This window comes from Streptomyces sp. NPDC056296 (assembly GCF_042268605.1).
In the GTDB taxonomy this organism is placed as follows: Bacteria; Actinomycetota; Actinomycetes; order Streptomycetales; family Streptomycetaceae; genus Streptomyces.
Genome location: NZ_JBHJRX010000035.1, coordinates 1 through 25575 on the forward strand (window position 1 = coordinate 1; position 25575 = coordinate 25575).

Genomic DNA, 25575 nt, shown 5'->3' on the forward strand with positions numbered 1-25575 from the left:
GAACCGATCAGGTCGGGGTATCAACATATCTGGCGTTGACTTTTGGCACGCTGTTGAGTTCTCAAGGAACGGACGCTTCCTTTGTACTCACCCGATACTCTCGGGCTTTCCTCCGGGCGCTTCCCTTCGGTCTTGCGTTTCCGACTCTATCAGATCTTTCCGATCCGATTTCCTCGGTGCTTTCCAGGTTCTCGCTTTCGCGTTTCCCTTTCCGGCGGTTCCGACTTTATCAGAAGTTCCGGGCCGTTCTGACCGGCCGTTCATTTCCGATTCATCGGGAGAGTGCTTCGCCGAAATCAATGATCCGGGAGGAAGCAAATAGATACTATCGGTTGCCCTCTGGGGTGAACCCATCTCCAGGCAACTGTTCGAATCTACCTCCCCGCTCGCTCCGTGTCAACGGCTCTTGCGGGAACGAAGAGGACACTAGCAGCTCACCGGGGGCGGACGCACATCAGGCGGCCGTCGGCACGGTGGCGCTGCGCTCGGTCGCTTCGACGTCGCCCGTGTCGCCGGCGCGCACGGCACGTCCGCCCAGGACATAGACGTAGGCGAGGAAGGCCAGCTCGGCGACGACTCCGATGGTGATGCGGGCCCAGGTGGGCAGGCCGGACGGGGTGACGAAGCCTTCGATGGCGCCGGAGATGAACAGGACCAGGGCGAGGCCGATCGCCATACCGATGGCGGCTCGGCCCTCTTCGGCGAGGGCGATGCGCCGGGTGCGCGGGCCCGGGTCGATGAGGGTCCACCCGAGACGCAGACCGGTGCCCGCGGCCACGAAGACCGCGGTCAGTTCGAGCAGGCCGTGGGGCAGGACGAGGCCGAGGAAGGTGTCGAGGCGGCCGGCGGACGACATCAGGCCGAAGCCGACGCCCAGGTTGAGCATGTTCTGGAACAGGATCCAGATGACCGGCAGACCCAGGAAGACGCCCAGGATCAGGCAGAGCGCGGCGGCCCAGGCGTTGTTCGTCCAGACCTGCGCGGCGAAGGAGGCCGCGGGGTGGCTCGAATAGTACGTCTCGTACTGGCCGCCGGGGCGGGTGAGCTCCCGCAGTTCGCTGGGTGCCGCGATGGTGGCCTGGACTTCCGGGTGGGTGCCGATCCACCAGCCCAGGAGCGCCGCGACGGCCGTCGACAGGAGGGCGGTGGGGACCCACCAGTGGCGGGCCCGGTAGACGGCGGCCGGGAACTGCTGGGTGAGAAAGCGGGTGACGTCGCGCCAGGAGGCTCGGCGGGTTCCTGTCACGGCACTGCGCGCGCGGGCCACCAGTTGGCTGAGCCGGCCGGTCAGCTGCGGGTCGGGGGCGCTGGACTGGATCAGGGAGAGGTGGGTGGCCGTGCGCTGGTAGAGGGTGACGAGTTCGTCGGTCTCGGCGCCGGTCAGTCGTCGCTGGCGCCGGAGCAGGTCGTCGAGGCGGTCCCACTCCGCTCGGTGGGCGGAGACGAAGACGTCGAGGTCCATCGGTGTGCCTGCTCCTCGGCTATCGTCGGCGGCTCGTCGTGGATCAGCTTGTCGTACTGCGGCGCGGTGCGTCCTCAGCTTGGCAGACTGGCGGGGACGGGGGCAGTCAGGGGAAGGGCGGCAGGCGTGAGTGAGCTGGTGACGGGCGAGGCGGTGGCGTTGGAGCTGCGCCCCGCGAGGCTGCCCAGCAGGGCGCTGGCCGTCCTGCTCGATCTGGCGGTGGCCGTGGCCGTCTATGTGGCGGTGACGGTCGCGCTGGTGGCTTCCACGGCCTCCTTGGACATGGCGGCGCAGACCGCGCTGTCGATCGCGGCCTTCGTCCTCGTGCTGGTGGGCGGTCCTATCGCGGTGGAGACGCTCAGCCATGGGCGGTCGCTCGGGAAGATGGCGTGCGGTCTGCGGGTGGTGCGGGACGACGGGGGGCCGATCCGGTTCCGGCACTCGCTGGTGCGGGGCTTGATCGGGGTGATCGAGATCCTCATGACGTTCGGCGTCGTCGCCTGTATCGCCTCGCTGGTGTCGGCGCGGGGGCGGCGGCTCGGTGATGTGTTCGCGGGGACTCTGGTCGTGCGGGAACGGGTGCCGGTCTCGCCGGCGGGCTTCGTGCCGCCGCCCCCGCCGTGGCTGGCGGGGCGGTTCTCGGGGCTCGATCTGTCCGCGGTGCCCGATGATCTGTGGCTTGCCGTCCGTCAGTACCTGACGCGGATGGGGCAGCTGGATCCCCGGGTCGGCTGGGCCATGGCGGAACGGCTCGCCGCCGACGTGGCGGCTCGTACGGGTGCTCCTGCGCCGCAGGAGGTTCCGCCGGCCGCGTATCTGGCGGCGGTGATGCAGGAGCGGCAGGCTCGGGAGGCCCGGCGGGCGTTCGGAGGACCGTACGCGGCCGGGGAACCGTACGCGGCTGGGGGGCCCGCGGTGGGAGCACCCATGGCTCCTCCTGCGCCGGGCTCCTCGGTGACACCGCCGGTGCGGCCGCCGGAGGTGCGTCCCGTGGTGCCGCCGGCCGCGCCTTCGCGAGGGGTCCGGCCCGAGGCGCCGCGGGAGGCGCCGTCGGACGGCCGCACCGGCACCGGCTTCGTACCGCCGGCGTAGGCCGGACGGGCTGCGCCCGGGCGGTCCCGCGGCGCTTGTCGCCCGATGTCGCTCACGGGAACACGGACGGCGGTGACTCCAGGTCCTCCAGCTCGATGCCGGGGGCCGCGAGCACGACGTCGCCGGCGATGTGCACGGCGTGCTGCTCGCCCGTGTCCAGGGCTGTGACCTGGTATTCGTCCACGGTGAGCGGGCCGTTGTCAGTGGCGTGTGTTTCTCTGTCGAGCAAGGCCCAGGACTGGTCCACGGTGCGTGGGGCGAGGACCGGGTCCGTGAGGGCGACGAGGCGTACGCGGGTGGCCGATCCGGAGGGGGTGAGGCGCAGGAGACGGGTAGTGGCGACGAGGAAGGCCGGGGATGTGCCGGTGAAGGCGTGGGCGCGCGCATTGCCTTCGGTGGCGTGGTTTCCGGTGGGGTCGGTGCGGACCCAGGTGACGCCGTCGATGGCCGCACCGCGCACTTGCCAGCTTGCGGCGTGGAGTTCGAGGCGGATGGGGCGGCCTAGTTCGTCGAGGGCGAGGTCGACGGAGCCCAGGTGGTCTCCGGTGGGCGTGGTCAGCCGGGAGACGTAGCGCCAGCCGGAGGGGCCGGGGGCGCACTGGAAGTGTTCTTCTGCGAGGGGGGTGTGGTCGTGCGGATCGTGGAGCGAATAACGGCCGCGGGGCATGGTGGTCCTGGGTGGTGACGGGCTGCTGGTCCGGCCGCTGAGGCGCCAACGGGGCAGGCCCCCGGCACGGGGGTGCGGGGGCCTGTCTCGGAGGAGCCAGCAGCCGGCGGAGGGGTGCGTCTGTGCACGGACGCTCCTCCGTCGGTTGCGACGCGGGCTTGCTCAGTAGCGGTAGTGGTCCGCCTTGTACGGGCCCTCGACCTCGACGCCGATGTAGTCGGCCTGCTCCTGGCGGAGCGTGGTCAGCTTGACGCCGAGGGAGTCGAGGTGGAGCCGGGCGACCTTCTCGTCCAGGTGCTTGGGCAGCACGTAGACGTCGGTCGGGTACTCGTCGGGCTTGGTGAACAGCTCGATCTGGGCCAGCGTCTGGTCCGCGAAGGAGTTCGACATCACGAACGACGGGTGCCCGGTCGCGTTGCCCAGGTTCAGCAGGCGGCCCTCGGACAGCACGATGAGGACCTTGCCGTCGGGGTAGGTCCAGGTGTGGACCTGCGGCTTGACCTCGTCCTTGACGACGCCGGGGGTCCTGGCGAGGCCGGCCATGTCGATCTCGTTGTCGAAGTGGCCGATGTTCCCGATGATCGCCTGGTGCTTCATCCTGGCCATGTCCGCGGCCATGATGATGTCCTTGTTGCCGGTCGTGGTGACGAAGATGTCGGCCTTGTCGACGACCTCGTCCAGCGTCGTGACCTGGTAGCCGTCCATCGCCGCCTGCAGCGCGCAGATCGGGTCGATCTCGGTGATGATCACCCGGGCGCCCTGGCCGCGCAGGGACTCCGCGCAGCCCTTGCCCACGTCGCCGTAACCGCAGACGACGGCGGTCTTGCCGCCGATGAGAACGTCGGTGGCACGGTTGATGCCGTCGATCAGGGAGTGGCGGCAGCCGTACTTGTTGTCGAACTTCGACTTGGTGACCGCGTCGTTGACGTTGATCGCCGGGAACAGCAGGGTGCCGTCACGGTGCATCTCGTACAGGCGGTGCACGCCGGTCGTCGTCTCCTCGGTCACACCGCGGATCTCGGACGCCAGCTGGGTCCACTTCTGCGGGCTCTCGCTCACCGTGCGGGTGAGGAGTTCGAGGATGACGCGGTGCTCGTCGGACTCGGCGGTGTCGACCGAGGGGACCTTGCCGTCCTTCTCGTACTCGACGCCCTTGTGGACGAGGAGGGTGGCGTCACCGCCGTCGTCCAGGATCATGTTCGGGCCGCCGGTGGGAGTGTTCGGCCAGGTCAGCGCCTGCTCCGTGCACCACCAGTACTCCTCCAGCGTCTCGCCCTTCCAGGCGAAGACCGGGACGCCCTGCGGGTTGTCGGGCGTGCCGTTCGGACCGACGGCGATGGCGGCGGCCGCGTGGTCCTGCGTGGAGAAGATGTTGCAGGAGGCCCAGCGGACCTCGGCGCCCAGGGCGACCAGGGTCTCGATGAGTACGGCGGTCTGCACCGTCATGTGCAGGGAGCCGGTGACGCGGGCGCCGGCGAGCGGCTGGGTCTCGGCGTACTCCTTGCGGATCGCCATCAGGCCCGGCATCTCGTGCTCGGCGAGGGTGATCTCCTTGCGGCCGAACGCGGCCAGGGAGAGGTCGGCGACCTTGAAGTCCTGTCGGTTGTCGACAGTCGTCATTGCGAGCTGCTCCTCGGGTTGGGTCGAGGTGGGTACGGCTGACATCTGCGCGGCGGCGGACACAGGGGTGCCCCGAAGAGGACACAGGCATGCCCGCGTGCGCGCAGCGCAGTCCGTCGGAGGCCCTCTCTCCCTCGGCCGGTCCGTACCGGACCGCCCGACCGCCATCAGCAGCGACGTCTGGCTCCGTCCCAAGCTACACCGGTGGCGCCCGCCGTCCCCAGTCCGCCTCCGAACACTTCCGGACGTTCACGAAGCGTTACGGGCTTCGCCGGGACGGAAGCCGACGGGGCCCGCCGAGTGGATCGGCGGGCCCCGTGGGTGTGGCGGGTGCGGGTGTCAGTGCGCGGCGGGTGGCGTGCTCGGGCCGCCGGGGGCCGCCTCGCGGTCGGGGCCCTTGGTCGCCTCGGACTCGCTGTAGATGTCCGGTTCCAGGTAGATGACGCGGGCGATCGGGACGGCCTCGCGGATACGGGCCTCGGCGGCGTCGATCGCGGAGGCGACCTCGGTGGCCGTGCCGTCGTGGCGGACGGCGATCTTGGCGGCGACGAGGAGTTCCTCGGGGCCGAGGTGGAGCGTGCGCATGTGGATGACGCCGGTGACCGTGTCGCCGGCGACGATCGCGGTCTCGATCTGCTGGACCGCCTCGGTGCCCGCGGCCTCACCGAGCAGCAGGGACTTGGTCTCGACGGCCAGGACCAGCGCGATCACGATGAGCAGTACGCCGATGCACAGGGTGCCGATGCCGTCCCAGACGCCGTCACCGGTGAGCAGGGCCATGCCGACGCCGCCGAGGGCGAGGATCAGGCCGACCAGGGCACCGAGGTCCTCCAGGAGGACGACCGGCAGCTCGGGGGCCTTGGCGTGGCGGACGAACTCCTTCCAGGACTTCTTCCCGCGCAGGGCGTTGGACTCCTGGATGGCGGTCCGGAAGGAGAAGGTCTCGGCGATGATCGCGAAGACCAGGACGCCCACCGGCCAGTACCAGTGCTCGATCTCGTGCGGGTGCTTGATCTTCTCGTAGCCCTCGTAGAGGGCGAACATGCCGCCGACCGAGAAGAGCACGATGGAGACGAGGAAGGCGTAGATGTAGCGCTCGCGGCCGTAGCCGAACGGGTGTTGGGGGGTGGCCTCGCGCTGGGCGCGCTTGCCGCCGAGGAGCAGGAGTCCCTGGTTGCCGGAGTCTGCGAGGGAGTGCACGGACTCCGCGAGCATCGATGACGATCCGCTGAAGAGGAACGCCACGAATTTCGCTACCGCGATCGAGAGGTTGGCGAACAGTGCCGCCACGATCGCCTTGGTTCCGCCTGACGCGCTCATGTGTCGCGTTGTCCCTTCGCCTGCATCTGCTTCGCCTGCATCTGCTTCGTATGCGTCTGTACGCCGGTGGGGGCTCGGCCGGTCGTCGGCTTTGCCCCTCCTTTGCGGTGCGCCATTGTTGCAGCCCTCGCCGACTTCGGCGTGCCGCGGTCCCGTCGTGTTCGCGTCAGGCGGGTTCAGGCCACGTCAGAGACGTACGGTGGCCCGGAAGACCGTGCCGTTTCCGGATACTTCGGCCGTTTCGTCCGCCGGGACGAAGACGGACCGGCCGGGGGCCAGTTCGTGTTCGCCCGCCCGTACGGTGCCCGCTGTGCAGAGCAGGATCTGCGGGGTGGGCAGGGTGAGGTCGTGGACGCCGGAGCCCTCCGGGAGGACGTACCGGGACAGGCGGAACTCGTCGATCGGGGTGTCGTAGACCTCTTCGCCGTCGGGGGACGCCTCCGGGCGGAGGATGCCGGGGTCGCCGGCCTCGAAGCGGACGATGCGCAGCAGTTCGGGGACGTCGACGTGCTTGGGGGTCAGGCCGCAGCGCAGGACGTTGTCGGAGTTGGCCATGATCTCGACGCCGAGGCCGTCGAGGTAGGCGTGCGGGATGCCGGCACCGAGGAACAGGGCCTCGCCGGGCTGGAGCCGGACGTGGTTGAGGAGCATGGCGGCGAGGACGCCAGGGTCGCCCGGGTAGTGGTGGGCGATGGCGGCGTAGGGCGCGTAGGCGCCGCCGAGGCGGTCGCAGGCGGCCGCGGTCTCGGTGACCGTACGGGACATCTCCTCGGGGTCGGCGGTGAGGATCGCGGTGAGGACCTCGCGCAGGGCGGCGTCCTCGGGGTGCGCGCGCAGCAGGTCGACGTAGGGCTTGAGGGAGGCGATGCCGAGGCCGTCGAGCAGGTCGGCCGTCTCGGCGGGGGCGCGGAAGCCGCACAGGCCGTCGAACTCGGTGAGGGCGCAGATCAGTTCGGGCTTGTGGTTGGCGTCCTTGTAGTTGCGGTGCGAGGCGTCCAGGGGGACGCTCCGGCGCTCCTCGTCCTCGTAGCCCTGCCTGGCCTGGGTCAGGTCGGGGTGGACCTGGAGGGAGAGCGGGGCGCCGGCGGCGAGGAGTTTGAGGAGGAAGGGCAGCCGGGGGCCGAACTTGGCCGCGGAGGCGGCGCCCAGTTCCTTCTCGGGGTCGGCGTCGACGACCTCGGCGAGGGTGCCCCGGCCGGTGCGGGAGGGGGCGCCGGGGTGGGCTCCCATCCACATCTCCGCCTGCGGTTCGCCGGTCGGCTCGGTCCCGAGCAGGGTCGGGATCGCGGTGGTGGAACCCCAGGCGTAGGGGCGGACGGTGTTGTCGAGGCGGTCCATGGGCTCTCTCTGCCGGGTGCGTGCGCGGTGCGTTTCCTGGTACGTGGCGCCGGTGCGTGGCGCTAATACGTACGAGATGGTGCGTACGGGATCAGGCGCGCGAGGCGAGCGCCAGGTAAACGGCGGCGAAATCCGTGATGGCGATCAGTTCCGCGAGGGTCTCCAGTTCGCCGCCCGCTTCGGGCTCCAGCTCGCTGATCGGCGTGTCGTGGCCGAGGGCCAGGTCGCGGGCGCCGGGGGCGGCGGTGAGGCCGCCACTGGGGCGGTCGCGGAGGAGCACCACGCGCGCGTGCAGGGCGGGTGTCTCCTCGACGCGGTCGCGGAAGAAGTCGTCGGGGTCGGCGCCTGCGGCGAGTTGGCCGGCGAGCAGGGCGCTGTGCGCGGCGAGCGCCTCGGGCAGTTCGGCGACGACGGCCGGGGTGCCGGCCAGTTCGGCGAGCGCGGCGGCGAAGCGGCGGCCCGCCGGTCCGGCCGAGGTGCCCTCGGTCCAGACGACCGGCAAGGAGTCGGCCAGCTCGGACGCCAGGGTCTTGGCCGGGTTGCTGTAGGTGACGATGGCGGGCCCGCAGCGTTCGGCGATGCGGTCGAGGCGGTCGGCGACCTTCTCGATGGCCTCGGGCGGCGCTTCGAGCAGGGCGGTGCGGTCCAGCAGCGCGAGGAGCGGGGTGAGCAGCGCCCACAGGACGCCGGGGGCGGCACCGGCGAGGGGCTCGTCGTGGTCGTAGGGGGCGGTCGCCATCGGGATGAACAGGCCGTGGGAGGCGTTCACCGACTCGCTGAGCGGGGACCTGGCGGGGGCTACGGCGACGACTGTGCAGCCCCGGCGGTAGGCCTGTTCGGCGAGCAGGGAAAGGCCCGGTTCGGTGCCGTCGGGGGTGGCGATCAGCAGGAGGTCCACGGAGCCGGCCCAGCCGGGCAGTTCCCAGCGCAGGGCGCCCGCGGCGGGGGCGACGCCGGTGGGGGCGAGGCGGGTGACGGGGCTGCCGGCGCCCGCGAGGGTGCCGAGGAGGTCGGCGGCCTGGGTCGCGGCGGCGCCGGGGCCGGCGATCAGGACGGCGCGGGGGCGCCCGTCCGGCTTGAGGTTGCCGACTCCGGCCTCGGCGGCGTGCCGGGCGGCGGTGCGCACACGGGCACCGGCCTCGGCGGCGCCGCGGAGCAGGCCGCGGCGGTCGGCCTCGGTGAGTCGCTCCGGGGCGTCGAGCAGCGATTCGTCGAGCATGGCGGCAGTCTCCGATCGCCGGATGCGTTCGTTCGGGTGCGTGCGCGGGGTCGCCCGGTTACTCGGGGCGGCGGGCCTCGTCGACGAGGAGGACGGGGATGTCGTCGCGGACCGGGTACGCCAGGCCGCAGTCCTGGCCGGTGCAGATCAGCTCGGTGTCCTGCTCCTTGAGGGGGGAGTGGCAGGCCGGGCAGGCGAGGATCTCCAGGAGGCCGGCTTCGAGCGGCATGGGGGTTCCCTTCGGGGGTGGTTCGGCTTGTGCGGATGTGCTGGTCAGGGTACCGCCGGTGTGGGGGCGGGTGCCTGGTGCTCGGCGAGTTGGCGGTGCCCGGGCGTTGGTGGGGCCGGGATGAGGGCGCGGCCCGGCGTCGGTGCGGGCGGGGGTGGGTCGCGCTGCCCGGCGCTGCGGGGTGCCGCTGCGCCCACCCGTGCCGCCCCTGGGGGTACCTCCCAGGCCGTTCAGGCACTGGGGGAGGCACGACTGCCCGCAGCTACCGGCGCAGCGGGCGTCAGGACCGGATGATCGCCAGCGCCTCGTCGCGGACCTTCGTCATCGTCGCCTCGTCCCGCGCCTCCGCGTTCAGGCGCAGCAGGGGCTCCGTGTTGGAGGGGCGGACGTTGAACCACCAGTCGGTGGCCGTGACGGTGAGGCCGTCCAGGTCGTCCAGGGTGACGCCGTCGCGGCCCTCGAACGCGGCCCTGATCGCGGCGAGGCGGGCCGTCTGGTCGGTGACGGTGGAGTTGATCTCGCCGGAGCCGGCGTAGCGGTCGTACTGGGCGACCAGGTCGGACAGCGGGCCCTGCTGGCCACCGAGGGCGGCGAGGACGTGGAGGGCGGCCAGCATGCCGGTGTCGGCGTTCCAGAAGTCGCGGAAGTAGTAGTGCGCGGAGTGCTCGCCGCCGAAGATGGCGCCGGTCCTGGCCATCTCGGCCTTGATGAAGGAGTGGCCCACGCGCGTGCGTTCCGGTGTGCCGCCGTTCTCCTTCACGACCTCCGGCACGGACCAGGAGGTGATCAGGTTGTGGATGACCGTGCCCTTGCCGCCGTTGCGGGCGAGTTCGCGGGCGGCCACGAGGGCGGTCACCGCGGACGGGGAGACCGGGTCGCCGTTCTGGTCGACGACGAAGCAGCGGTCGGCGTCGCCGTCGAAGGCGAGGCCGAGGTCGGCGCCCTCCTCGCGGACGCGCTTCCGCAGGTCGACGAGGTTGGCCGGGTCGAGCGGGTTGGCCTCGTGGTTGGGGAAGGTGCCGTCCAGTTCGAAGTACATCGGCACCAGGTCGAGGGGCAGACCGGCGAAGACCGAGGGGACCGTGTGGCCGCCCATGCCGTTGCCCGCGTCGACGACGACCTTGAGGGGGCGGATGGCCGTGAGGTCGACGAGGGAGCGCAGGTGGGCCGCGTAGTCGGCGAGCGTGTCGCGCCGGGTGACGGTGCCGGGGCGGGACGCCGGCTCCGGGGCGCCGGAGGTGCTCCACCGCTCCACGGACGCGCGGATCTCGGCGAGGCCCGTGTCCTGGCCGACGGGGGCCGCGCCCGCGCGGCACAGCTTGATGCCGTTGTACTGGGCCGGGTTGTGCGAGGCCGTGAACATGGCGCCCGGCAGGTCCAGCGCGCCGGAGGCGTAGTACAGCTGGTCGGTGGAGCACAGGCCGATCTCGGTGACGTCGGCGCCGCGGGCCGCCGCCCCGCGCGCGAAGGCGCCGGACAGGCCGGGGGACGAGGGCCGCATGTCGTGGCCGACCACGATGGCGCTCGCGCCGGTCAACTCGACGAACGCGGCGCCGAACAGCTCGGCGAGCGACTCGTCCCACTGGTCCGGGACCACACCGCGTACGTCGTACGCCTTCACGATCTGCGCCAGATCAGCAGCCACGGCCAACCTTCCTGAAAGTCCTGTCGGAGCCCACAAACTACCCGTAACCGCCGACAGAGCGCCGTGGGGTTGTGGAAGGTCAGGGCAGCATCCAGCCCAGGACCGGCGTGGACTGCCCGACCACGATCAGGCACATCACCAGCAGCAGGCCCAGGCTCCAGGGCAGCACCTTGCGCAGCAGGTCGCCCTCGCGGCCCGCGAGACCGACGGCCGCGCAGGCGATGGTGAGGTTCTGCGGGGAGATCATCTTGCCGAGGACACCGCCCGAACTGTTGGCGGCGGCGAGCAGCTCGGGCGACAGGCCGGACTCCCGCGCGGCGGTCACCTGGAGGGCGCCGAAGAGCGCGTTGGCCGAGGTGTCGGAGCCGGAGACGGCGACGCCGAACCAGCCGAGCACCGGGGAGAGGAAGGCTAGCCCGGCGCCCGCCGCCGCCACGAAGTGGCCGATGGTGGCGGCCTGGCCGGAGAGGTTCATGACGTAGGCGAGGGCGAGGACCGAGGTCACGGTGAGGATCGCGAACCGCAGTTCGTGCACGGTCGCGAGCCATTCCCTGACCGCCACGCGCGCGTGCACGCCGAGGACGACGGCCGTGGCCAGGCCGGCGAGGAGTACGAGCGTGCCGCCGGTGGAGACGATCGGCAGGGAGAAGACGTTGCCGCCGACCGGATTGCCCTCGGGGTCGGCCACGTCCAGGAACGGCCAGTCGTACGTCTGGGTCGCCTTCGCCAGCCAGTCCTTGACCGCCGGGATCTGCGCGACGGAGAAGATCGCGACGATCAGCGCGTACGGCGCGTACGCCCGCACGACCTCCCGGCGGGGGTCGCGCTCGTCCAGTTCCTCGCTGCGTACGCCGGTCAGGACGGATGCGCGTACGGGCTCGGCGGCGGGCCTGCGGGCCTGGGGTACGGCGACCAGGGCGGCCGCGCCCAGCAGGGCGGCGCCGATGTCGGCGAGCTGGGCGGAGACGTAGTTGGAGGCGACGAACTGGGCGACGGCGAAGGCGACGCCGCAGGCCATCGCGGGCACCCAGGTCTCGCGCAGCCCGCGCCGCCCGTCGACCAGCCCGACCAGCAGCAGCGGGACGACGAGGGCCAGCAGAGGCGTCTGGCGGCCCACCACGGAGGCGACGTCGTCCAACGGCAGGCCGGTGACCTGGGCCAGCGTCACCACGGGGGTGCCCATCGCGCCGAAGGCGACCGGCGCGGTGTTGGCGACCAGCGCCACGACCGCCGCGCGCACGGGGTCGAAGCCGAGGGCCACGAGCATGACCGAGCAGATCGCGACGGGCGCCCCGAACCCGGCGAGGGCCTCCAGCAGGGCGCCGAAGCAGAAGGCGACGACCAGGGCCTGGATGCGCGGGTCGTCGGAGAGCCGACCGAAGGAGCGGCGCAGGATGTCGAAGTGCCGGGTGCGGACGGTCATCCGGTAGACCCACAGGGCGTTCACGACGATCCACAGGATGGGGAAGATCCCGAACAGGGCGCCCTGGACGGCGCTGGAGGCCGTCTGGTCCAGCGGCATGCCGTAGGCCAGCCACGCGACGAGTACGGCCGCCAGGAGGCCCGTGAGGCCCGCCAGATGCGCCTTCATGCGGACGCCGCCCAGCAGGACGAGGACGATCACCAGGGGCAGGGCCGCCACCAGGGCGGACAGGCCCAGCGAACCGGCGACTGGTTCCAGTTCCTGCACGTACACGGGCGCCTCCCCGGATTCCGCCATGCGAAAGCGGTTTCTCGCTGCTTCCGGAATGGTCGTGTCCGCGACAAGGAGACGTCAATGGGTGTGCGGCAACGGATGACGGCGGAAGTGGCCGGGGTGACCGGGGTGCTTGAGGTGACTCAGTTGTCCGGCGAGCGCAGGACGCGCAGGTGGCCGCGGCGCGCGACCTCCATCGGGTCCGCCGTCCGCCGACCGCCGCCCGCCTCCGCCGCCCGCTCCTGGGGGCGGGCCGCCTCGCGCACCGCGTTGGCGAGCGCTTCCAGGTCGTCGCCGCTGGGGCGGGCCGGGGCCGAGCCGTCGAGCAGGCGGACGACCTCCCAGCCGCGCGGGGCGGTGAGGCGCTCGGAGTGCTCGGCGCACAGGTCGTAGCAGTGGGGTTCGGCGTAGGTGGCGAGCGGGCCGAGGACCGCGGTCGAGTCGGCGTAGACGTACGTCAGCGTCGCGACGGCGGGACGGCCGCAGGCGGTGCGCGAACAGCGACGTACAGGGCTCACGATGTTGGACGGTACCGCACTCTTGAGCGGGCCGCGAAGACTCTCCACCAGGTCACACCACCGTGTCGTGGCGTGAAACGCCCCACAGGACCCTCTGGACACACCTCGTTGACCTGCGCGGACGCCGGTTTCCGGGATGCCGGACGGCTCCGGAAGCGGTCGCGAACCGATACGAACAGCGACATTTGCCTTGAGTTCGACGGTCGCGGAGAGATACGGAATCGAGCCCAACCTTGGCTGGAATGGTCATCCGGCGACATGCCGTACGAGGTGCCCCGGCGCTGTCCGGTGTGCGTGTGCGGTCCGGCGCGGGGCACCGGCGGGGACTACCCTTCACCAGTGATGGACAACCCCCTGACGCCCCGTGCCGCAGGCCGCCCAGGGCCCCGCCGTCGTGATCGCCACGGTCGGGGCATGCGCGGCCCGATCGCACCCCCGCAGGTACCGCTCGCCGCCAGCCGCGGCGAGGTGTTCGCGGATCTGGTGCAGGACTCCGTGGAGCGCCTGGAGCGGCGGTGGCCGCAGCTCGCCGACATCGACTTCCTGGTCCTGGACGTGCCGCGGCTGGACGCGGCCGCCGGCGACGCCTGGAACGACGAGGCGGTTCCGCTCGGGGGGACGGTGCCCTCGCGGGACGGGCGGCGCGGGCGCGTGGTCGTGTACCGGAGGCCGGTCGAGATCCGGACCAAGGGCCGGGACGAGCGGGCGGCGCTCGTCCATGAGGTCGTCGTCGAGCAGGTCGCGGAGTTGCTGGGGCTGACGCCGGAGACCGTGGATCCCCGGTACGGGGAGGACTGAGCGGGCCTGCGGGTGCGTGGCGCAGTGGTCCGGTGCCTGCCCTGTGCCCGGCGCCGGTGCGGGGCGAGGCGGGGCGGGGTGCACGGCCCGGCGTCGCGGGGTGCCGCCGCGCCCACCCGTGCCGCCCCTGGGGGTACCTCCCAGGCCGTTCAGGCACTGGGGGAGGCACGTATGCCCGCGGCCGCGGAGGGGAGCGACGGCCGCGTGCCCGTAGGGCCTACTCCTGCAGTACCGACAGGTCCTCGTCCGCGTTCGGTACCGAGACCGTTCCCCGGTCGTCGGGGAGGGTCTGGACGGTGAAGGACGCCACGTCGTCGTCCTCGCCGGTCAGGGTGCGGGACGCGTACACCGGGCCGCCCGAGACGGTCTCGACCGTCAGCGCGTAGGCGCCCTTGAGGCCGGCGGGGACCGGTGCCTCGACGTTCTGGGTCGTGCCGCCCTTGATCGTGTACGTCTTGGTCGCCGTCGTACCGCCCTCGGTGCCCGCCGAGGCCGTGACCTTGACCTTCGCGGCCTCGCCGGTGGCGGCCAGGGACAGTGTCGTGCGCTTGGCGCGGTTGTCCGCGGACGTCGCGCGCGCACCGACGGGGTCGGCGGCCGGAATGAACGCCGACTCCTGTTCGCCGCCCTTGCCCCGCACGACCCGGACCGCCGCCACCACCGGCACGGACCCGCCGGTCGGCGTCAGCACCAGTGATCCCGCCTCGCCGCGCGTGACGTCGCCGAGGTCGACGCCCGTCGTCATGCCCGCCTTGACGTGCACCGTCTCGTGCCCGGCGGGCGTGATCGGCCCGGACGGCGAGGCGAGCCGCACCTTCAGGTCGGCGTCGGTGCCACCGGGCGTGAACAGGACCAGGCGTACGGCTGTGGCGTCCTTGGGGATGCCCGGCAGTACGAGGTCGCCCGCCGGGTCCGCGGCCGCGGTCAGCCAGTCGCCGCCGGTCTTGTCGTCCAGGGCCTGCACCGCGGCGCCGACCCGTCCGCTGCGCACGCCGACGTGCACGGTGACGTCGGTCTGCTCCACGTCGCTGAGGGTGGACAGCAGGAGGGACTCACTGGCGTGCGGCGGCACGGTGATGCCCTCCCCCACCGTGGACTTCAGGGCGCCGTCCTTGCCATAGAGCTCGATGTCGACGACGGCCGCCGAGTCGTCGGGGTTCGTCAGGTGCACGTAGTCGGTGCGGTCGGTCGCCGTGCTGGCGCCCGGGAACCAGAACTCCGTGTCCGGGGCGGTGCAGTTGACGCCCTGCAGTCCCCGGCCCGTCCCGGCGGCGACCTCGGTGGTCTGCTGGACCGTCCAGCCGGGCGCGTAGGCGCCCTCGGCGGTGCCGATCAGCGCGGGCGTGTCGGCGCCGGAGGTGCTGCCGGTGACCGGGGTGCCGGGCGCCTTGGGCTGTACGACGGGCTTCTCGGTCTTCTTCTCGTCCTTCTTCCCATCCTTGGGGGCCCCGGCCGCGAGCGCGGCCTCGCCCTTCTCCTCGGTGCCTTCCGTGACGGGCGTGAAGGACGTGTACGACGTCTCGGCGAGGTCGGAGGTGCTGGGCGCCGGGCACAGCAGGCTGGTGCGCTCCACGGGCAGCCGGGCGGCCGGCCGGGCGGTGTCCGCGCCGGTGGCGTCCGGTGTGGACACCGCCGCGAATCCGGTGATCGCGGCGAGCGCGGTCGCGCCGGCGAACAGGGACAGGGTGGTGCGCTTCACTGCTGGCTCCCGTCGGGACGCTCACTGCCCGTGCCGTGGGGGTGGTGGGGCTGGGAAGGGTCGTACGGCGTGTCGTAGCCGGCCTGGCCGTACGCCTGGTCGTAGGCGGGGTCGTACGTGCCCGCCTGGGACGGGTCGCCGTAGGCGTACGGGTCGTACTGACCCGCCTCGTACTGACCGGCCTGGCCGCCCTGGTAGGCGTCCGCCTGGTAGCCGTCCGCCTGGTACTGCTGCTGCCCGTACGCGCCCGGGTCGTACTGCTGGGCGCCCTGGTACTGCTCGCCGCCGTACGTGCCGTAGGAGTTGTACTCGCCGCCGGCGTACCCAGCCGAGTCCCACTCGCCGTACGTCGGCTGCTGCGGAACCGGCGCGGGTGCCTCCGCGGGCGGGGCGGGCGTTTCGGAGGCGTCCGCGGCCTCGGTCGCCGGCTCGCTTCCCGCCCCGGCCTCGGCCTCCGCCTCGGCCTGGGCGCGCAGTCGCCTGGCCCGGCGGCCTTCGCCCTCGACGGCCTCGGCGGGGACGAGCGGCTCGTCGGGCAGGTCGTCGTCGACATCGCGGCGCCTGCCGGGCAGGGCGAGGACGACCAGGACGACACCGAGGAGGCCCTGGGCCCACAGCCAGGCGGTGTGGGTGAACGGGGCGTCGTAGGTGACGTCCAGCTTTCCGCCGGAGGCGGGGAGTTCGAAGCCCTGGGCCCAGCCGTCGACCGTGGTGCGGGTGAGCGGCTTGCCGTCCAGGGTGGCCGTCCAGCCCTCGGCGGCGGTGTCGGCGAGGCGCAGCACGCGGCCGTCTGAGCCGGACGGGATTTCCGTGTGGATCTCCACGGGCCCGGCCGCGACGGGCTGCGGCTCACTGGCACCGGAGCCGGAGCCGGAGTCCGCGCCCGAGTCCTCGCCGGACACGATGGTCGCGCGCGCGACCTCCTGGTCCACCCGCCACAGTCCGCTGCCGTCCTGCTGGCTCAGCCGGCTCAGACCGGGCGTCGCGTCCAGGACGCGCGTGACCTCGCGGGGCGCGCCCTTGTGCACGAGGACGTAGCGCACGGCGAAGCCGCCGAGCTGGTCGGCCTGGTCGGCGCCGGAACCGGCCACGAGGTTGGCGACGATCTTGTCGAGGCCGCTGTTCCCGCCGTCTCCGGCGGCCAGTTCCCCGTCGCCGAGGCGGGCTCCGGAGCCGCGGACCAGCATGTAGCTCACGTGGGCCGGGGAGTCGCTGTCGAGGACGAGGGTGCGGGCCTGGTCGCGGGTGCGGCTCTCCTCGGCGACGAACGCGGGCACCTGGACGGGATCGCGTCGCTCCAGGGGACCGTCGGCGCCCCCGATCATCCAGCCGGTGGCGGCGATCAGCGGGCCGACGGCCGAGGCGAGGGCGATCAGGGCGGCGACGGGCTGGCGCCAGCCGAAGCTCTGCTCGGCCACGCGCGAGCGTGCCCCGTCGGCGCCGAGGGTCGCGGCGGACAGCAGGGCGATGCCGTAGACGAGGGTGGCGGGCCCGGCCCAGGCGGAGCGGTTGGAGAGGACCGCGAAGACCAGCGCGACCAGGGCGACGGCCCAGGCCGTGCGGATGCCCAACTGCCGCTCCGAGCGCAGCAGTGCGGCCAGCGCGGCCAGCACGATGCCGATGAGGATCAGCCCGCCGACCGTGCCGGGGCCGCCGGGGCTCGCCCCGAGCAGGTCGAGGGCGGAGGCGGCGGAAGCGCCGTACTCCAGTCCGGCCTCGTCGAAGAAGCCGAACGGGAGCAACGTCAGCGACCAGGGGGCGAGGAGCAGCAGGGGGGTGCCCAGCTGGGCGAGGAAACGCAGTCCGTACGCCGTGATGTCGCCCCTGCGCAGGGTCAGGACGCCGACACCGAGGAACAGCGCGATGGGCCACACGACGGGCGTGAAGGCGGTGGTGATGGTCAGCAGCAGCGCGTACGCCCAGGTGGCGCGCCAGCTGCCGCGGGTGCCGGACGAGCTCGTCAGGCCGGCCGCCGCGGCGCCCGCGCGCGCGATGAGCGGCAGCAGCACGGCGAGGACGGCGGTGCCGATGCGGCCGCCGGCGAGCGCGCCGGTGGCGGCGGGCAGGAAGGCGTAGGCGACGGCCGCCCACGCGCGCAGCAGCCGGGAGGTGACGAGCGGCCGGGAGGCGAAGTACGCGGTGACGCCGGCCAGGGGCACCGAGCAGACCAGCAGCAGGGTGACGGCCAGGCCGGTGGAACCCAGCAGTACGGAGGCGAGCGTGGCGACGATCGCGAGGTAGGGCGGCGCGGAGGCGGTGCCGCCGGTGCCCACGGTGTGCCAGGCGTCCGTGTAACGCGCCCACAGCTCTCCGGCGCCGGCCGGGGCGGGCAGCAGCGCGCCGCCCGCCAGGGCGCCGCCGCCGAGCAGCGCGCGGCAGGCGGCCAGGGAGACGAACAGCAGCACCAGGAAGAGCACCGGGCCGGGCTTGCGGGCGATGCGCTTGAGGCGGGCGAACTGCTCGATCTCCAGGAAGTCGGCGTCGTCGCCGCCGGGTCCGGACTCGATGCCGCCGCCGTGCCGCCCGGCGCCGGTGGCCGTCTCCGCGTCGGAGCTGCCGGCGAGGTTGCCCGCGACCTGTTCGACGGTGACGCGGATGGTCGCGCCGGGGGGCGGGAACAGGGGGCGCAGTTCGTCCTTCTCGACCTGCGGACGGCCGCGTTCGCGTCGGCCGGCGAGGATGCGCTCGGGGCGCAGCAGGACCCCGAGCAGGCCGCGGATCTCGTCGACGGCCTGTCCGGGGACCTTGCCGACGAGATAGGCGAGGGTCCGCAGGAGGGTGCCGAGGACGATGCGCAGCAGCACCCAGGGCAGGGCGGCCGTACGGACGTTGACGAGGAGGGTGTGGACGGCGCCGGCCTTGTCCACCTTGTGCGGGGAGGCGGTGGTGCGGCCCGCGCAGTCGACCGCGCGGCGTTCTCGTGAGGCGGCCTCCGCGTGGCGTACGACCGCCTCGGGGGCGACGAGGACACGGAGGCCGGCGGCGTGCGCGCGCCAGCACAGGTCGACGTCGTCGCGCATCAGGGGCAGCCTGCGGTCGAACCCGCCGAGCCGCTCGAAGACGTCACGCCGGATCAGCATGCCCGCGGTGGACACCGACAGGACGGACCGGACGTGGTCGTGCTGGCCCTGGTCCTGTTCACGGCGGTCCAGGCCGGTCCAGCGGCGGCCGGAGTTGGCGATGGAGACGCCGACCTCCAGCAGTTGCCGGCGGTCGTACCAGCCGCGGAGCTTGGGGCCCACCACGGCGACGTCGTCGCGGCCGAGTTCGTACTCGTTGTCCACGACGCGCAGCAGCTGGGCGAGGGCGTCGGGTTCGGGGGCGCAGTCGTCGTGCAGCAGCCACAGCCACTGCACCGGCTCTCCGTGGGGAAGCTCCGGCAGGTCGTAGGTGTCGTCGCGCCAGGTGCGCGTGACGGGGTCCCAGCCGCTGGGCCGCCTCAGGTACGACAGGTCGTCCGGGGTGAGGACGGGGGCGGTGCGGGCGGCCTCCTCGACGGCCTGGCCGAAGCCGGTGCGCCGGGCGAGGTGGAGCACGCGGTCGTCGCCGAGGGCGTCGGTGACCAGCCGGGCGGAGTCGTCGGCGCTGCCGGTGTCGGCGGCCACGGCGTACTGGACGGGGCGCTCCTGGCCGAGCAGCCCGGCGAGCGCGTCGGGCAGCCAGCGGGCTCCGTCGTGGGCGACGAGGACCGCCGTCACCACGTGACGCGGGAACTCAGGTGTGGCAGCGAGGTCTTGCTGGGCTGCCGTGTGGCTGTGCACGGACATCGAGGTACGGGCCCCGGTTCGGTGGACTGCGGTGGACGCCCGTGCCTGTTGGGGGTGGCGGGGCGTCTCGGACGAGCGCCCACACTATCGGCTGGGCAGGGCGACGGCCCGCCGCCTGTGGACAACCCACCTGCGAGGGGCCGTTCCTGCCGTTATGTACGTGGGGTGGTGATGGTGCTGTACGTGCGGAGCATGCGCCGCCCGTCGGACGGCGGGCCGGACGGCGGGTCAGACGGCGGCCTTCTTCAGGCGGCGGCGCTCCCGCTCGGACAGGCCGCCCCAGATGCCGAAACGCTCGTCGTTGGCAAGGGCGTACTCGAGGCACTCGGAGCGGACCTCACAGGCCAGGCAGACCTTCTTGGCCTCCCGGGTGGAGCCGCCCTTCTCGGGAAAGAAGGACTCGGGGTCGGTCTGGGCGCACAGTGCGCGCTCCTGCCAGCCGAGTTCCTCGTCCGCGTCGTCGACCAGCAGTTGCTGCACCAGCTCGGTCATGTGCGCCCCTCGTCTGTCTTTCGCGTCCCCGTGATCTAGCCGTTACCGATTCCGGCTGAACGACACGAGTGAAATTACAAGTGTGCTGCTCCGGGCGAGTCAAGCCGAGATCTGCTATTGGGCCCCTTATTCACTCTGCGGAACCAAGGCCAAGCGGAAAGTGTTCAAATCGGCCTAAACTTCGACATACCAATGAGGGACCCGAGGGCACCCGACCCGCGCGGAGCCTGCACCAGGAAGGACGCCCGGGCGATCGATCCCGTTCCGATACACACACCGAAGCGAACCTGATCACATTCGGATCACAGGATCGCAACGGGGGTTGTGCGCCCGGCTTGTGCGCCATGTGTCCCGGAAGCCCCCTGAGCAAACCTTTCACCTGTGAGATGAACCGGATGAGGTGAACATGTCCCACATAACGGGCAACGAGTTGACAGTGCTGGTGTGAACCGCTGTCCTTGTGGGCATGCTCGCGAACTTGGCGCTCACCTCGACCCGCACCGCCGGGTCCCACGGTGCTGCCCGCGCTCGCTGTAGCTGTTGTTGCTGTTCCAGCTGTTGAGCCAACCGCGCTCCGGCTGTCCCCGAGTCCACGCGACTCGTGTCTTGGCTGCCCGCCCCACCAGGGCGTTCTCCGCTCTTCTTCACCTCCCGCACTCTTCTGCCACTCTTCTGCCGAGGACCCACCGCACCCATGAACAGCGACAGCGACCTCCAGATCGCCGGCGACATCCTCGAAGTCCCCCACCTCCTGCAGGCACCGCGCGAGCACCCGGCCACCGTCGCCGAGTTCGCCGGCCTCGCCCGGTCCATCGCCGCCGACCGGTCCGAGTGGGAGCACCTCGTCCGGTACGACGCGACGACACGCTGGTACCACCGGCTGCGCACCGGCCCCGGCTACGAGGTCTGGCTGCTGTCCTGGGTGCCCGGCCAGGGCAGCGGACGCCATGACCACGGCCCCTCCTCCGGAGTGCTGACCGTCCTGGACGGCACCCTGACCGAGCGCACGGAGCGCGGCACGCGCGCGTTGCGGGCGGGAGCGCAGCGGGTGTTCGCGCCGGGGTACGTGCACGAGGTGGTCAACGACGCGCTGGAGGCGGCGGTCAGCCTGCACGTCTACTACCCGGGGCTGACGGACATGCCGATGCACTCCGCGCGGTGCTCGGGTGCCGACGCGGGTGCCGGCGCCGGCACCAGTGCCGTGACGACTGCCTGACGCGGTGTCGTACCCGCCTGCAAGACTGGGGCCATGCGCATTGTGGTTCTGGCAGGCGGCATCGGCGGTGCCCGGTTCCTGCGTGGTCTGAAGCAGGCCGCGCCGGACGCGGACATCACGGTCATCGGCAACACCGGGGACGACATCCACCTCTTCGGGCTGAAGGTCTGCCCGGACCTCGACACGGTGATGTACACGCTCGGCGGCGGCATCAACGAGGAGCAGGGCTGGGGACGGGCCGACGAGACCTTCCACCTCAAGGAGGAACTCGCGGCGTACGGCGTCGGACCCGAGTGGTTCGGCCTCGGCGACCGCGACTTCGCCACGCACATCGTGCGGACACAGATGATCACCGCCGGTTTTCCGCTCAGCGCGGTGACGCAGGCGCTGTGCGACCGCTGGAAGCCCGGCGTGCACCTCGTTCCGATGACCGACGACCGCGTGGAGACCCACGTCGCCGTCGAACTGGACGGGGAGCGCAAGGCGGTCCATTTCCAGGAGTACTGGGTACGACTGCGGGCCTCGGTCCCCGCCGAGGCGGTCGTACCGGTCGGCGCCGAGCAGGCCAAGCCGGCACCCGGTGTCCTGGAGGCCATCGCGGAGGCGGACGTGATCCTCTTCCCGCCCTCCAACCCGGTCGTCTCGATCGGCACGATCCTCGCCGTGCCCGGCATCCGGGAGGCGATCGCCGACGCCGGGGTGCCGGTGGTGGGCCTGTCCCCGATCGTCGGGGACGCGCCCGTACGCGGGATGGCCGACAAGGTGCTCGCGGCGGTCGGCGTGGAGTCCACGGCGGCCGCGGTCGCCGAGCACTACGGCTCGGGACTGCTCGACGGCTGGCTGGTCGACACGGTCGACGCGGAGTCCGTCACGCGCGTGAAGGCGGCCGGCATCCTCTGCCGCGCGGTACCGCTGATGATGACCGACCTCGACGCGACGGCGCAGATGGCCCGTGAGGCGCTGACGCTGGCCGAGGAGGTGCGGGAGGCGTGAGCGACGGCGTGCGTGACGGCGCGTCCGGCCCCGGGGAGGGCTACCGGGTGTGGGCCGTCCCCGGTCTGCCGGAGGTGCAGCCGGGCGACGACCTGGCCAAGCTGATCGCGGCGGCCGAGCCCGCCCTCGCCGACGGGGACGTGCTGCTCGTCACGTCCAAGATCGTGTCCAAGGCCGAGGGCCGTGTCGTGGAGGCAACCGACCGGGAGGCCGCGATCGACGCGGAGACCGTGCGGGTGGTGGCCCGGCGCGGCGCGCTGCGCATCGTCGAGAACCGCCAGGGCCTGGTCATGGCGGCGGCCGGGGTCGACGCCTCCAACACGCCCTCCGGGACGGTGCTGCTGCTCCCCGAGGACCCGGACGCCTCCGCGCGCGGCATCCGCGACGGACTGCGCGACGCGCTGGGTGTCGACGTCGGCGTGGTCGTCACCGACACCTTCGGGCGGCCCTGGCGGGCCGGGCTCACGGACGTGGCCATCGGCGCCGCCGGCGTCCGTGTCCTCGACGACCTGCGCGGCGGCACGGACGAGCACGGCAATCCACTGGGCTCCACCGTCGTCGCCACCGCCGACGAACTCGCCGCCGCGGGCGACCTGGTCAAGGGGAAGGCCGCGGGGCTGCCCGTCGCCGTCGTGCGCGGGCTGCCGCAGGTGGTGGCCGAGGACGACGGCGAGGGCGCGCGGGCGATGGTGCGCGTGGCGCGCGACGACATGTTCCGGCTGGGCACCTCGGAGGCGGTTCGGCAGGCGGTCACCCAGCGCCGTACGGTACGGGCCTTCACGGACGAGCCGGTCGACCCCGGTGCCGTGCGCCGGGCGGTGGCGGCGGCCGTGACCGCACCGGCGCCGCACCACACGACGCCGTGGCGGTTCGTGCTGCTGGAGTCGGCCGAATCCCGGACCCGGCTGCTGGACGCGATGCGGGACGCCTGGATCGCGGACCTGCGGCGGGACGGCAAGAGCGAGGAGTCGATCGCCAAGCGGATCAGGCGCGGGGACGTGCTGCGCGCCGCGCCGTATCTGGTCGTCCCCTGCCTCGTGATGGACGGCTCGCACACGTACGGGGACGCGCGGCGCGACGGGGCCGAGCGGGAGATGTTCGTGGTCGCCACCGGCGCCGGCGTGCAGAACCTGCTCGTCGCCCTCGCCGGGGAGCGGCTGGGTTCGGCGTGGGTGTCCTCGACGATGTTCTGCCGGGAGGTCGTACGGGAGGTGCTGGGGCTGCCGGCGGACTGGGACCCGATGGGCGCGGTCGCGGTCGGTCACCCGGCCGAGGAGCCCCGGGCACGGCCCGCGCGGGACGCGGAGAGCTTCATCGAGGTGCGGTGAGCCGGGCGGGCGAGCCTCTACCCTCGTAGGGACTCCCCTTTCCCGTCTTTCCCCCGCCTTCCCCTTTCCCATCTTTCCCCCGCCTTCCCCCGTCTTCCTCTGTCTTCCCCCGCCCCTCCGTCCCTCCGGCTTGAGGACCGCACCTGTGGCAGGACGTTTCGCTCCCCGGCCCACGCGTACGACTGTGCGCGGCGGGGAGACCGTCGTACCCGCGCAAGGTGTGCCTCTGCCCCGGCAGGCCGCCGCGCCGGGGAAGGTACGGGTGTACGTGCCGGACGGGCCGCTGGAGCTGGGGCTGGTCCTCGGGCCGTTGCGGCGCGGGCCGGGCGATCCGACGTTCCGCACGATGCCGGACGGTTCGGTGTGGCGGGCATGCCGGACGCCCGCCGGGCCGGGCACACTGCGGGTCACCGCGCGCGGCGGTGAGGTACGGGGCGAGGCCTGGGGGCCGGGCGCGGAGTGGCTGCTGGAGCAGCTGCCGCGGATGCTGGGCGCCGACGACGATCCGTCCGCGTTCGTGCCGCGGCACCGGCTGCTGGCGCTGACGCGGCATCGGCGGCCGGGGCTGCGGCTGACGCGGACCGGGCTGGTGCTGGAGTCGCTGATCCCGTCGATCCTGGAGCAGAAGGTCACGACGCTGGAGGCGTACCAGGCGTGGCGGCTGCTCGTACGGAAGTACGGGGAACCGGCGCCGGGGCCCGCGCCCGGACGGATGTGTGTCATGCCGTCGGCGCGGACGTGGGCGCTGATCCCGTCCTGGGAGTGGCACCTGGCCGGGGTGGACAACAAGCGGGCGTCGACGATCCTGCGGGCCGTGCGGGTCGCGGCGCGGCTGGAGGAGACGGCCGGGATGGAACCGGCGGCGGCGCAGGAGCGGCTGGAGGTCGTCCCGGGGATCGGGCCGTGGACGTCCGCGGAGACCGTGCAGCGCAGTCACGGGGCGCCGGACGCGGTGACGGTGGGGGATCTACATCTGCCGGGGATCGTGGGGTTCGCGCTGGGCGGGGACCGGCATGCGGACGACTCCGTGATGCTGCGGCTGCTGGAGCCGTATGCCGGGCAGCGGCATCGGGCGGCTCGGCTGGTGTTGTTGAGTGGGCGGGTGCCGGGGCGGCGGGCGCCGCGGATGGCTCCGCGGGGGATTGAGCGGCTCTGACGCCGGTTCGCCGGTTCGCTGGTCCGGTGTTATCGGTTGCCCGGCGAGGGTGTGGGCCGGGGGTGGGTCGCGCGGCCCGGCGTGGCGGGGTGCCGCTGCGCCCACCCGTGCCGCCCCAGCGGCACGACTGCCCGCAGCGGCGGCGGGGGGAGGCGGGGGCGGTCGTTGGCTATGCGTCGGAGGAGAAGCGGAGTGCTGCCGGGGGGATGTGGGCGTCGCACCAGATTCGGGCGCCGGAGCGGAGTTCGTTGTCGGCGCCGATGACGGCGCCGTCGCCGATGACCGTGTCGGTGAGGATCGAGCGGGTGCCGACGCGGGCGCGGGTGCCGATGAGGGAGTCGGTGATCACGGCGCCCGGTTCGATGACGGCGCCGGGCAGGATCGTGCTGCCGAAGACGCGCGCGCCCTCCGCCACGAAGGCACCCTCACCGACCACCGTGCCGCCGGCCAGTTTGGCGTCGGGCGCGACCCGTGCCGTGGGGAGGACGAGGCGGTCGCCGCAGCGGCCCGGTATCGCCGGGGACGGGGCGCGGCCCAGGACCAGGTCCGCCGAGCCACGCACGAAAGCCGCCGGGGTGCCCAGGTCCAGCCAGTACGTGGAGTCGACCATGCCCTGGAGGTGGGCTCCGGTGGCGAGGAGTTCCGGGAAGGTCTCGCGTTCGACCGAGACGGGGCGGCCCGCCGGGATCGTGTCGATGACCGAGCGGCGGAAGACGTACGCCCCCGCGTTGATCTGGTCGGTGACGATCTCCTCGGGAGTCTGGGGCTTCTCCAGGAAGGCGAGCACCCTGCCCGTGTCGTCCGTGGGGACCAGGCCGTACGCCCTCGGGTCGGTCACCTTCGTCAGGTGCAGGGAGACGTCCGCGCCCGTCGTCTCGTGGGTGCGGACCAGCGCGCCGATGTCCAGGCCCGTCAGGATGTCCCCGTTGAAGATGAGGACCGGGTCGTCGGGGCCCGAGTGCAGCCGGGACGCCACGTTGCGGATCGCGCCGCCGGTGCCGAGCGGCTCCTCCTCGGTGACGTACTCGAGGTGGAGGCCGAGGGCCGAGCCGTCGCCGAAGTACGGTTCGAAGACCTCGGCCAGGTAGCTCGTCGCGAGCACGATGTGGTCGACGCCCGCCGCCTTCGCCCGCGCCAGCTGATGCGTGAGGAACGGCACCCCCGCCGCCCTGACCATGGGCTTGGGCGTGTGCACCGTGAGCGGACGCAGCCGCGTGCCCTTGCCGCCGACCAGGAGGATCGCTTCTGTCACCGTCGTCTCTGCTTCCTGCCGGGACCGGCCGAACTGTCTTTCGGCCGGCCAGTGTATGCAGACCGTTC

20 protein-coding genes are annotated in these 25575 nt (G+C 72.5%); 6 read left to right on the forward strand and 14 right to left on the reverse strand.

Features of this window, described 5'->3' with window-relative positions:
• Positions 1-454: 454 nt before the first annotated feature.
• Complete coding sequence (locus ACFCZF_RS24725; protein ID WP_376673513.1) at positions 455-1462, reverse strand: stage II sporulation protein M; 1008 nt, start codon at positions 1460-1462, stop codon at positions 455-457.
• 126 nt (positions 1463-1588) lie between these two features.
• On the opposite strand from ACFCZF_RS24725, the gene ACFCZF_RS24730 reads away from it, so the two are divergent.
• On the forward strand, positions 1589-2554 hold the full coding sequence (locus ACFCZF_RS24730; RefSeq protein ID WP_376673514.1) for an RDD family protein: 966 nt from the start codon (positions 1589-1591) through the stop codon (positions 2552-2554).
• A 52-nt stretch (positions 2555-2606) separates the two neighbouring features.
• Here the strand turns inward: ACFCZF_RS24730 and ACFCZF_RS24735 are convergent, their stop codons facing one another.
• The 9 genes from ACFCZF_RS24735 to ACFCZF_RS24775 all read right to left on the reverse strand — a co-directional run bounded on the left by ACFCZF_RS24735 (position 2607) and on the right by ACFCZF_RS24775 (position 12854).
• Positions 2607-3221, reverse strand: a complete 615-nt coding sequence (locus tag ACFCZF_RS24735) for a hypothetical protein (RefSeq protein WP_376673515.1) — start codon at positions 3219-3221, stop codon at positions 2607-2609.
• 162 nt (positions 3222-3383) lie between these two features.
• A complete protein-coding gene (ahcY, locus tag ACFCZF_RS24740; protein WP_376673516.1) occupies positions 3384-4841 on the reverse strand; it encodes an adenosylhomocysteinase in 1458 nt (485 codons plus the stop codon).
• Between the two features lie 339 nt (positions 4842-5180).
• The gene (locus ACFCZF_RS24745; protein WP_375909119.1) at positions 5181-6161 is read right to left on the reverse strand and encodes a cation diffusion facilitator family transporter; all 981 of its coding nucleotides are present in this window, start codon (positions 6159-6161) and stop codon (positions 5181-5183) included.
• Positions 6162-6347: 186 nt separating this feature from the next.
• Complete coding sequence (gene manA / locus ACFCZF_RS24750) at positions 6348-7499, reverse strand: mannose-6-phosphate isomerase, class I (RefSeq protein ID WP_376673517.1); 1152 nt, start codon at positions 7497-7499, stop codon at positions 6348-6350.
• Positions 7500-7590: 91 nt separating this feature from the next.
• Positions 7591-8718: an SIS domain-containing protein gene (locus ACFCZF_RS24755; RefSeq protein WP_375909115.1), complete on the reverse strand. Its 1128-nt coding sequence runs from the start codon at positions 8716-8718 to the stop codon at positions 7591-7593.
• 58 nt (positions 8719-8776) lie between these two features.
• A complete protein-coding gene (locus tag ACFCZF_RS24760; protein WP_121747407.1) occupies positions 8777-8947 on the reverse strand; it encodes a Trm112 family protein in 171 nt (56 codons plus the stop codon).
• 280 nt (positions 8948-9227) lie between these two features.
• Positions 9228-10592 carry a phosphomannomutase/phosphoglucomutase gene (locus ACFCZF_RS24765; RefSeq protein ID WP_376673518.1) on the reverse strand — a complete coding sequence of 455 codons (1365 nt, stop codon included), beginning with the start codon at positions 10590-10592 and terminating at the stop codon, positions 9228-9230.
• 79 nt (positions 10593-10671) lie between these two features.
• Positions 10672-12288: an L-lactate permease gene (locus ACFCZF_RS24770; RefSeq protein ID WP_376673577.1), complete on the reverse strand. Its 1617-nt coding sequence runs from the start codon at positions 12286-12288 to the stop codon at positions 10672-10674.
• Between the two features lie 143 nt (positions 12289-12431).
• Positions 12432-12854, reverse strand: coding sequence for a DUF3499 domain-containing protein (locus ACFCZF_RS24775; RefSeq protein WP_376673519.1), 423 nt, complete (start codon positions 12852-12854; stop codon positions 12432-12434).
• Between the two features lie 294 nt (positions 12855-13148).
• Here ACFCZF_RS24775 and ACFCZF_RS24780 point away from each other — a divergent pair, with 294 nt between their 5' ends.
• Complete coding sequence (locus ACFCZF_RS24780; RefSeq protein WP_375909135.1) at positions 13149-13604, forward strand: metallopeptidase family protein; 456 nt, start codon at positions 13149-13151, stop codon at positions 13602-13604.
• A 217-nt stretch (positions 13605-13821) separates the two neighbouring features.
• On the opposite strand, the gene ACFCZF_RS24785 is transcribed toward ACFCZF_RS24780, so the two are convergent.
• The 3 genes from ACFCZF_RS24785 to ACFCZF_RS24795 form a co-directional block, all read right to left on the reverse strand.
• Complete coding sequence (locus tag ACFCZF_RS24785; protein WP_376673520.1) at positions 13822-15303, reverse strand: DUF5719 family protein; 1482 nt, start codon at positions 15301-15303, stop codon at positions 13822-13824.
• Positions 15300-19070: a glycosyltransferase gene (locus ACFCZF_RS24790; protein ID WP_376673521.1), complete on the reverse strand. Its 3771-nt coding sequence runs from the start codon at positions 19068-19070 to the stop codon at positions 15300-15302. The genes ACFCZF_RS24785 and ACFCZF_RS24790 overlap by 4 nt, the downstream gene beginning before the upstream one ends.
• A 228-nt stretch (positions 19071-19298) precedes the next feature.
• Positions 19299-19562, reverse strand: a complete 264-nt coding sequence (locus tag ACFCZF_RS24795) for a WhiB family transcriptional regulator (protein WP_003975777.1) — start codon at positions 19560-19562, stop codon at positions 19299-19301.
• A 694-nt stretch (positions 19563-20256) separates the two neighbouring features.
• On the opposite strand from ACFCZF_RS24795, the gene ACFCZF_RS24800 reads away from it, so the two are divergent.
• From ACFCZF_RS24800 to ACFCZF_RS24815, 4 genes are all read left to right on the forward strand, one after another.
• Complete coding sequence (locus ACFCZF_RS24800; RefSeq protein ID WP_376673522.1) at positions 20257-20778, forward strand: cysteine dioxygenase family protein; 522 nt, start codon at positions 20257-20259, stop codon at positions 20776-20778.
• Between the two features lie 33 nt (positions 20779-20811).
• On the forward strand, positions 20812-21771 hold the full coding sequence (gene cofD / locus ACFCZF_RS24805; protein ID WP_375909091.1) for a 2-phospho-L-lactate transferase: 960 nt from the start codon (positions 20812-20814) through the stop codon (positions 21769-21771).
• Positions 21768-23099 carry a coenzyme F420-0:L-glutamate ligase gene (locus ACFCZF_RS24810; RefSeq protein WP_376673523.1) on the forward strand — a complete coding sequence of 444 codons (1332 nt, stop codon included), beginning with the start codon at positions 21768-21770 and terminating at the stop codon, positions 23097-23099. Before cofD ends, ACFCZF_RS24810 begins: the two co-directional genes overlap by 4 nt.
• A gap of 145 nt (positions 23100-23244) precedes the next feature.
• Entirely contained in the window at positions 23245-24255 is a 1011-nt protein-coding gene (locus ACFCZF_RS24815) for a DNA-3-methyladenine glycosylase family protein (protein WP_376673524.1), read from the forward strand.
• A gap of 169 nt (positions 24256-24424) precedes the next feature.
• Here the strand turns inward: ACFCZF_RS24815 and ACFCZF_RS24820 are convergent, their stop codons facing one another.
• Positions 24425-25507 (reverse strand): sugar phosphate nucleotidyltransferase, encoded by a 1083-nt coding sequence (locus tag ACFCZF_RS24820; protein WP_375909083.1) that lies wholly within the window; start codon positions 25505-25507, stop codon positions 24425-24427.
• Positions 25508-25575 lie beyond the last annotated feature (68 nt).